The sequence below is a fragment of the Nguyenibacter vanlangensis genome, from assembly GCF_013376155.1.
GTDB classification, from domain to species: domain Bacteria; phylum Pseudomonadota; class Alphaproteobacteria; order Acetobacterales; family Acetobacteraceae; genus Gluconacetobacter; species Gluconacetobacter vanlangensis.
In genome coordinates, this window is the sequence record NZ_JABXXP010000529.1 from 1 (window position 1) to 2,001 (window position 2,001).

General features: G+C 71.3%; 2 protein-coding genes. Both read right to left on the reverse strand.

What is annotated here, in order from left to right:
• Nucleotides 1-118 precede the first annotated feature (118 nt).
• Nucleotides 119-1,282, reverse strand: a complete 1,164-nt coding sequence (gene tgt / locus HUK84_RS16245) for a tRNA guanosine(34) transglycosylase Tgt (protein ID WP_176641209.1) — start codon at nucleotides 1,280-1,282, stop codon at nucleotides 119-121.
• On the reverse strand, nucleotides 1,279-2,001 hold a 723-nt coding region (queA, locus tag HUK84_RS16250; RefSeq protein WP_176641210.1), incomplete at its 5' end, for a tRNA preQ1(34) S-adenosylmethionine ribosyltransferase-isomerase QueA. The genes tgt and queA, both read right to left, overlap by 4 nt.

The following is a 2,001-nucleotide window of genomic DNA, read 5'->3' on the forward strand; positions in this document are numbered from 1 at the left end:
GCCCGGGCATCGTCGCCCAGCGCCGCGTCGCAGAACCCCACCGCGTCGAAGCCCAGCGCCAGCGCCTTGTCGCGGATCGCGTCGCGCAAGGCCGAATTGCACGGGGCCGGGCGGGGCATCACGGGACCGGTGGGATGTCGGCAGGGGGCATTTCGTCGGGCGTCCAGTCCTCCATCGCCCATTGAGCGCGCAGCCACGCGGCATGGACGTCCAGCGACCCGTCGATGATCGCGGCGCGCAGCCCGCGCATCAGCCGCTGGTAATAGGCCAGATTATGCCACGTCAGCAGCATCGGGCCCAGGATTTCGTTGGCCCGGAACAGGTGGTGCAGATAGGCGCGGCTGTGCCGCGCGCAGGCCAGGCAGTCGCAGTGCGGCGAGATCGGCCGCGTGTCGCCGGCATGGCGCGCATTGCGCAGGTTCAGGGTGCCGCGTTCGGTATAGGCGCGGGCGGTGCGGCCCGCCCGGGTCGGCATGACGCAGTCGAACATGTCCACCCCGCGTTCGACGGCGCCCAGCAGATCGTCGGGGGTGCCCACCCCCATCAGGTAGCGCGGACTGTCGTCGGGGATCAGGGGCACGGTCGCGTCCAGGGTCGCGAACATCAGGTCCTGCCCCTCGCCCACCGCCAGGCCGCCGATCGCGTAGCCCTCGAAGCCGATATCGGTCAGGGCGCGCACGCTCTCGGCGCGCAGTTCGGGTTCGGTGCCGCCCTGGATGATGCCGTACTGGGCATAGCCCTGGCGGGGGACGAATGCCGCGCGGCAGCGCGCGGCCCAGCGCATGGACAGGCGCATGGACTGCGCGATCGTCTCGGGCGGGGCCGGCAGGGCCGGGCATTCGTCGAAGCACATGGTGATGGTGGCGTCCAGCGCGTGCTGGATATGGGTCGACCGTTCGGGCGTCAGCCGGTGCTTCGCGCCGTCGATATGCGAGCTGAACGTCACCCCGTCCTGGTCGAGCTTGCGCAGCGCGCCCAGCGACATGACCTGGAACCCGCCGGAATCGGTCAGGATCGGCCCCGGCCAGTCCATGAAGCGATGCAGGCCGCCCAGCGCGCGCACCCGTTCGGCCCCCGGACGCAGCATCAGGTGGTAGGTGTTGCCCAGCACGATGCCCGCGCCGGTGGCGCGTACGGCGTCCATCGTCATGGCCTTGACCGTGCCGGCCGTGCCCACGGGCATGAAGGTGGGGGTGGGCACCATGCCGTGCGCGGTATGCAGGTGGCCCGCCCGCGCGCGGCCGAAGCGCGCCTGTCCGGTCCAGCGGAATGCGGTGCTCATGCGCCCGTCCCCCCTATGGCCGCGTCCTGGCGGTGCAGCAGGCAGGCATCGCCGTAGGAATAGAAGCGGTATCCCGTCTCGATCGCGTGGGCATAGGCCTGGCGCATCCTGTCATATCCGGCGAAGGCGCAGACCAGCATGAACAGGGTCGAGCGCGGCAGGTGGAAATTGGTCATCAGCAGGTCCACCGCCCGGAACCGGTAGCCCGGGCGGATGAAGATGGCGGTGTCGCCGTCGAAGGGCCGGATCGTGCCGTCCGGATCGGCCGCGCTTTCCAGCAGCCGCAGCGAGGTCGTGCCCACTGCCACGATCCGCCCCCCGGCGGCGCGGGCCGCGTTGATGGCCTGCGCGGTTTCCGGGGTGATGATGCCGCGTTCGGCATGCATGCGGTGGGAGGCGATGCTCTCGCCCCGCACGGGCAGGAAGGTCCCGGCCCCCACATGCAGGGTCAGCGTGCGGCGCCCGACGCCGGCCGCATCCAGGGCGGCCAGCAATCCGGGCGTGAAATGCAGCCCCGCCGTGGGGGCGGCCACCGCCCCGCGATGGGTCGAGAAGATGGTGGCGTAATCCGTGCGGTCCTGTTCGGTCGGTCCCTGGGGCCGCGCGATATAGGGCGGCAGCGCCAGCGCCCCCGCCACCTGCAGGAAGGCGTCGAACGCCGCGCCCTCGGTATCGAAGCGCAGGATCACGCCGCCCTCGGCGTCGCGGTCGCGGATCTC

Excerpts from the sequence above, each read along its gene's own strand:
- tgt (WP_176641209.1), bottom strand. The coding sequence starts at position 1,282 with ATGAGCACCGCATTCCGCTGGACCGGACAGGCGCGCTTCGGCCGCGCG.